The 5738-nt window shown below is 73.1% G+C and carries 7 protein-coding genes; 4 read left to right on the top strand and 3 right to left on the bottom strand.

What is annotated here, in order from left to right:
• A partial coding sequence (locus tag FNQ90_RS10775; RefSeq protein ID WP_228471031.1) for a PQQ-dependent sugar dehydrogenase occupies positions 1–976 on the top strand: 976 nt, incomplete at its 5' end.
• Positions 977–1051: 75 nt separating this feature from the next.
• Here the strand turns inward: FNQ90_RS10775 and FNQ90_RS10770 are convergent.
• A complete protein-coding gene (locus FNQ90_RS10770; protein WP_143622710.1) occupies positions 1052–1360 on the bottom strand; it encodes a hypothetical protein in 309 nt (102 codons plus the stop codon).
• Positions 1361–1644: 284 nt separating this feature from the next.
• Between FNQ90_RS10770 and FNQ90_RS10765 the strand changes: the two genes are divergently transcribed.
• Together FNQ90_RS10765 and FNQ90_RS10760 are read left to right on the top strand one after the other, a co-directional pair.
• Positions 1645–2622, top strand: coding sequence for a C40 family peptidase (locus FNQ90_RS10765; RefSeq protein WP_143622708.1), 978 nt, complete (start codon positions 1645–1647; stop codon positions 2620–2622).
• Between the two features lie 277 nt (positions 2623–2899).
• Positions 2900–3730 carry a phosphatase PAP2 family protein gene (locus tag FNQ90_RS10760; protein ID WP_182606167.1) on the top strand — a complete coding sequence of 277 codons (831 nt, stop codon included), beginning with the start codon at positions 2900–2902 and terminating at the stop codon, positions 3728–3730.
• A gap of 146 nt (positions 3731–3876) precedes the next feature.
• On the opposite strand, the gene FNQ90_RS10755 is transcribed toward FNQ90_RS10760, so the two are convergent.
• Complete coding sequence (locus FNQ90_RS10755; RefSeq protein ID WP_182606166.1) at positions 3877–4071, bottom strand: hypothetical protein; 195 nt, start codon at positions 4069–4071, stop codon at positions 3877–3879.
• 151 nt (positions 4072–4222) lie between these two features.
• Here FNQ90_RS10755 and FNQ90_RS10750 point away from each other — a divergent pair, with 151 nt between their 5' ends.
• On the top strand, positions 4223–5161 hold the full coding sequence (locus FNQ90_RS10750; protein ID WP_182606165.1) for a hypothetical protein: 939 nt from the start codon (positions 4223–4225) through the stop codon (positions 5159–5161).
• Between the two features lie 45 nt (positions 5162–5206).
• On the opposite strand, the gene FNQ90_RS10745 is transcribed toward FNQ90_RS10750, so the two are convergent.
• Positions 5207–5524, bottom strand: coding sequence for a metal-sensitive transcriptional regulator (locus tag FNQ90_RS10745; RefSeq protein WP_182606164.1), 318 nt, complete (start codon positions 5522–5524; stop codon positions 5207–5209).
• Between the last annotated feature and the right edge of the window lie 214 nt (positions 5525–5738).

Genomic DNA, 5738 nt, shown 5'->3' with positions numbered 1-5738 from the left:
GGGCGGGGACGCCGGCGGGGAACCCGTCCCGGAGCCGGAACCCACCGAGCCACCACCGCCCCCGGCGGAGGGCTCCGCCGAGGTGGTGGGAACCGTGGCGCTGCCGGGCATCCAGGCGCCGGTCGGCCCGGCCGTCCTGCCCGACGGCGATCTGTTGGTCGGTTCCCGCACCACCGGCACCATCCACCGGGTCTCCCCCGACACCGGTGACATCACCGAGGTCGGCACGGTGCGGGCCGTCGAGGCCGGCGGAGCGGGCGGGCTGCTGGCCCTCGCGGCGGACGAGACGTACGTGCACGCCTACTACACCACCGTCTCCGACGCGCGAATCATGCGTTTCGGCTGGGACGAACAGCGCCCGGCGGGCGATCAACTGACACCTGGACAGCGCGTCCTCCCGGGTCTTCCCGATACTCCGGGGACCCGGACCGGAGGGCTGTTCGTCACCCCCGATGGCGACCTGTACGCCGGCGTGGGGGGCGCCGACGGGACCGAGGGGCCGGTGGGAACGGTGATGCGTTTCGCCGGACGTGGGAGTGCGGCCTCCCCCGAGACGCTGTCCTCGGGCTGGGAGACGGTGGACGGCCTCGCGACGGACACGGTGGGCCGGTTGTGGCTCACCGGTAGGTCCGATGGGGGGGAAGCCCTCGTCATCGGAGTGGGGACCGGGGTCGGCGGTGCTTCCCCGACCGATGACGTCCTTCACCGCCCGGGGGACGGAGGGTCTCCCGTAGCCATGGCGTATGCCGAGGGCAGCCTGTGGGTGGTCACCGATGCCGGGGAACTTCTGCGGCTTCCCCTCGCGGGCACCCGACTGTACGCCGAACCGGAGGAGTTCGACCTGCCGGGAGGGACCACCCCGGCAGGGATCGCCGATGCCGGTGAGGGCAACCTGTGGGTGTTGGACACCGGCCCCTCGGGTGAACCGGGCGGTGCCGGTGACCGGGGCCGGTTGCTCCGACTCGGGATCGAGTGACCGGCTCCTCGTACGGAGGGGCGCGCCGGGAAACGGGAACCCCGCCCGGGAGACGGGCGGGAGGGCGCCCCGTCGCTAGACGGCCATGCCGTACACGATCGTGAACAACGTGCCGAGGGAACCGATGATGAAGACCCCGGTGAGTCCTGCCACGATCAGACCCTTGCCCTGCTCGGCGCTGAAGGTGTCCCGCATCGCGGTGGCACCGATCCGCTGCTTGGCGGCGCCCCAGATGGCGATGGCCAGACACACGATGATGGCCAGGGCCATGATGACCTGGACCATGGTCCGGGCCTCGCCGCCAAGTGTGGCGAAGGGCCCCCAGTCCGGAGCGATTCCGCCGATAATCTCGGTGATGTCGGCTTCATCCGCTGAGAGGAACATCCGCGCCCACCGCCTTCCGCTTCCTGATCGCATGTGCCCGTGTTGGGCCTCTGTTTCGGATTGTGCCACGCTCCGACCCGCTTCGTGAGCGGGCGGAAGGTGAACTGCACCATGCGCCAAGGGGAATGATCACCCGACAGGCGAGTTCGTCTCCCCCGGCGCCCGGGTCCCCGGGCGGGGTGCACCCCCGGTGCGCCCGGTGCGCGGCTCGGTGCCTCGGCGTGCGGCCGGTACCCGACGGTTGTCGGCAGACAACGGTGGGGAATTGGGGCACAGTTGAGGACATGCGCAAGGCACTGCTGTGGTCCGGGATCGGTTTCGGGGGTTTGTGCGCCTTCATGGCGCTCCTCGTCATCGGCGTCTTCGCCGCCGCCGGTGGCGGTGGGGTCGGCGGCTCCGGGAGCGGTCGCCTGGCGCAGAACTCGGTGCCGGTGGAGTACGAGCCCCTGGTGAGTCGGTGGGGCAACCTCTGCCCCGAGTTGTCCCCCGCGCTGCTGGCGGCCCAACTCCAGCAGGAGAGCGGCTGGCAGCCGACCGCGCAGAGCCACGCGCGGGCCCAGGGGATAGCGCAGTTCATCCCCGAGACGTGGGCCTCGCACGGCATCGACGGGAACGGGGACGGTCGGATCGACGTGTGGGATCCGGAGGACGCCATCCCCTCGGCGGCCGCCTACAACTGCGCCATGGCGCAGTACGTGCGGGACGTGCCCGGCGACCCCGTGGACAACATGCTGGCCTCGTACAACGCAGGTCCGTACGCGGTGATCCGCTACCAGGGGATCCCGCCGTACGCGGAGACGCAGCACTACGTGAAGACCATCCGGGCGATGGAGGAGAGTTTCGCCGCCCCGGTGGTCGAGGAGCGGTTGCCGCCGTCGGAGGCGGCGGCGGGGGCGGTGCACTTCGCGCAGTCCCACCTGGGTACGCCGTACCTGTGGGGCGGGGACGGCACCCCGGAGGACGACGGGCGGTTCGACTGTTCGGGTCTGACCCGGGCGGCCTTCGAGTCGGTGGGCATAGAGCTGCCCCGGGTGGCGAACGACCAGTGGCACTCCGGTCCGCACCCCTCCCGTGACGAACTGCTCCCCGGTGACCTGGTGTTCTTCGCGACCGATCTGACCGATTCCCGCAGCATCAACCACGTCGGCATCTACGTGGGTGGCGGTTACATGATCAACGCGCCCTACACGGGGGCGGTGATCCGGTTCGACCCGATCGATTCGCCGGACTACTTCGGGGCGACACGGCCTGTCGCCGCGTGATTCATCGGTTACCGTTGGTGAGGTGGGTGTCGTGGGTGGTCGGGGCGCCCCGGTGGTCCGCGGGTGGGCGTATCTCTTCGATAACGCATCGGTGTGACTTCCGTGGATGTCGGAACGCCGACCGATACCGGTGGCGTTGATCGGTTCGGATGATGATCGATTCGCATGAGGGCCACGCACCGGGGACCCGCTCGCGCGGGCGACACCCGGCACGCCGCCACACGGGACACGACGGGCGCGGGACACGGACGGGGAGACGGGAAAGGGGTGACGGCGGGTGGCCGAGCTGACCGATCCGGACATCGGGATACTGCGACGGATCAACAACCTGGGTGACGCCCTGCCCGATCGCCTCGAACCCCTGGTGACCTTCATCGGGGAATTCGGCCTGCCCGTTCTGGCCCTGCTGCTCTGCGTGGCGGCCTGGTGGGCGGTGCGGCGCTCGCCGAACGCGCCGGTGGCCGTGGCGGCCGCCCTCTGGGCCCCCGTCGCGGCCGGTGTCGCCTTCCTCGCCAACGGCCCGATCCGCGAGCTGGTGGCCAGACCCCGGCCGTTCCTGGACCACACCGACCTGAACGTCATGCTCGACGGGAAGACCGGGTACTCCTTCGTCAGCGACCACGCCACCGGCGCCATGACCATCGCGGTGGCGCTGCTGCTCGTGCACCGCAGGATCGGTCTGATCGCCCTGGCCGTGGCACTGGCGCAGGGATTCTGCCGGGTGCTGATGGGACTGCACTACCCCACGGACGTCATCGGCGGTTACGCCCTGGGCACGGCGGTCGCGCTGCTGCTGTACCCGGCGGCCACGGCCGTCCTGACGCCCGCCGTGCGCCTGTGCGCCTCCCTCGGACCCCTGAACGGGCTGGCGCCCGGGCCGGCGCCGGTGTCCACCGGGATCGCCGACCCGCCGCTCCCGGCTCCCGGCACCGACCCCGCGGAGCCGGTCGGCGCGGCGGGAACCCCGGACCGGTGGACGCCGGAGCCGGTCGAACCGTCGTCGGTCGAACCGTCGTCGGGCGAGCCGGGGGCTTCGGAGCGCGCGGAGATGCCGGCGGTGGCCGTCTCCGCTCGTCCCCCGGGCCGGGGCGGTGAACCGGGAGCCTGATCCCGTTCGAGCACCGCGCGCCCCCGTCGCCCGCCGCCGGGGTCCGATCACCGCCGAACCCCCGTCCGTGTCGCCGGACGGGGGTTCGGCGGTGATCGGGGCCGTTCGGGTGGTCCGCGTCCTCCGGGGGGTGACGGGGGCCGGGGTCACCCCGAGGTCGTTCCCCCGATGTCCTCCACGTGTCCCGCGGCCTCGTCCCGGGCGAGGGGACGGGACCGCCTGGCCGGTCCCCGCCACCCGCAACTGCACCGGGGGGCGAGGAACGGCCCCCGTTCCACCAGGGTGATGCGGTGGCCGTCGGACACCTGAGCGGGCGGCTCGGCCGCGCGTTCGTCGTGCACGCCACCACCGTATCGAGTCATCCCCCGGGGCCGACCGTGACGGTCCCCGGGGGAATTCGTTGAGCGGGGCGTCCGGGCTGTCCGGGGTGGTGGGCCCCGGCGGTCGCCGGAGGGCGATCGGCAGGAACCCCGGGAACGAGGAGCGGAACCCATGGCGGAGCGACGGGCGGCCCCCGGGCGGAGGACGCCGGCACCGGCACCGGCGGTGGCCCTGATGGTGGCGCTGACGGTGGTCGGCGCGGTGACGGGGTGCTCCCCGGCGAGCGGGGGGACCGTACCGGGGGACCCGGCCCCGGTCGCGGCGGTGCCGTCCGGGCCCCTCGACCCGGACGGGGCGTCCCCCGGGCCGGTGGAGCGGCTGTCGCGGGCGGCCGACGTGCTCGCGGCGGCCGGTACCTCACGGGTGCGCACCGCGGTGGAGACCGCCTCCGGCGGTACCCGGGTGGTGATCACCGGTGAGGGGGTCTTCGACCACGGTTCCGGGGTCGGGGAGTTGGAGCTGACCGTTCCCGAGGCGGCCGGTGGAAGGGCGCCGCACGACGGGCCGGTGATCACCGTTTTCGGTCCGGGCGAGATCTACCTGCGCAACCGGGGTGGGGAGGTGCCACCGGACACCTGGGTCCGGGTGGGCACGGCGGGGGTGCCGGACGGCAATCTGGTGACCGGCGGCGCCACCGATCCGGCGACGGCGGCGGCCCTGCTGCGCGGGGTGACGCACGCCGAGGACCGTGGGCGGGTCCGGGCGGACGGCGACCGCCTGTGGCACCACCGGGGCACGGTGGATCCGGTGGTGGCGGCACGGGCGGTGCGCGGCCTGCCCGAGGAGGGGCAGTTCGAGGCGGTGGCGGCCGGTCTGGCGGGCCGGGAGGTGACCTTCGAGGCGTGGCTGGACGACGAGGGGCTGCTGCGTCGGATCACCTATCGCTTCGGGCCGACCGGCACGGGGGCGGACGGGCCGGGGCGTCCCGCCGGCCCGCCCCGGCCGGCGGATCTGGTCTCCACCACCGAACTCCTCGACTTCGGGGTGCCGGTGGAGGTACGGGTGCCGCCGGAGGGCGAGGTCGCGGACGGCACGGTCGCGGCCCGGTAGGGGGTGGCCACCGGCTCCGGCCCGGTGGGCGGGGTCCCGGTCGGCTCAGGTGCGCAGCAGGCGGGCGATGGCGGCCGTCGCCTCGGCGACCTTCGCGTCGGCCTCCGGGCCGCCCTCGATGGCCGCGCGGGCGACGCAGTGCCGCAGGTGTTCCTCGAGCAGTTGGAGGGCGAAGGACTGCAGGGCCTTGGTGGAGGCCGACACCTGGGTGAGGACGTCGATGCAGTAGGCGTCCTCGTCGACCATGCGGTGCAGACCGCGGACCTGGCCCTCGATCCGCCGCAGGCGCTTGAGGTGAGCTTCCTTGTCCTTGCTGTACCCGTGACCGCCGTGCTCGACTGCGGTCTCCCGCGGAGTGGTCATGCTTCTCCTCCGTACGCGGTGGATCCGCGGTCTCGTGGTGATCCCGTCCCGGGGCCGGGCCGGGGCGACCCGGGGGCGACGGCTCATACCCCGCCCCCGTATCCCTGTCCAGGGTAGTCGGCCCGCCGGATCCCGGGAGATCCCGCCGGGTCCCGCCGGGTCCCGGCAGGCGGAGAACGATATCGGTCATTCCCCGATCCCCGCTGATCACTCC

This window comes from Streptomyces alkaliphilus (genome assembly GCF_014141535.1).
GTDB classification, from domain to species: Bacteria; Actinomycetota; Actinomycetes; order Streptomycetales; family Streptomycetaceae; genus Streptomyces; species Streptomyces alkaliphilus.
Note: the sequence above shows the minus strand (reverse complement) of the source record. Positions and strands in the feature narration are given on the sequence as shown.

Excerpts from the sequence above, each read along its gene's own strand:
- FNQ90_RS10770 (WP_143622710.1), bottom strand. The coding sequence starts at position 1,360 with ATGTTCCTCTCAGCGGATGAAGCCGACATCACCGAGATTATCGGCGGA.
- FNQ90_RS10765 (WP_143622708.1), top strand. The coding sequence starts at position 1,645 with ATGCGCAAGGCACTGCTGTGGTCCGGGATCGGTTTCGGGGGTTTGTGC.
- FNQ90_RS10750 (WP_182606165.1), top strand. The coding sequence starts at position 4,223 with ATGGCGGAGCGACGGGCGGCCCCCGGGCGGAGGACGCCGGCACCGGCA.
- FNQ90_RS10745 (WP_182606164.1), bottom strand. The coding sequence starts at position 5,524 with ATGACCACTCCGCGGGAGACCGCAGTCGAGCACGGCGGTCACGGGTAC.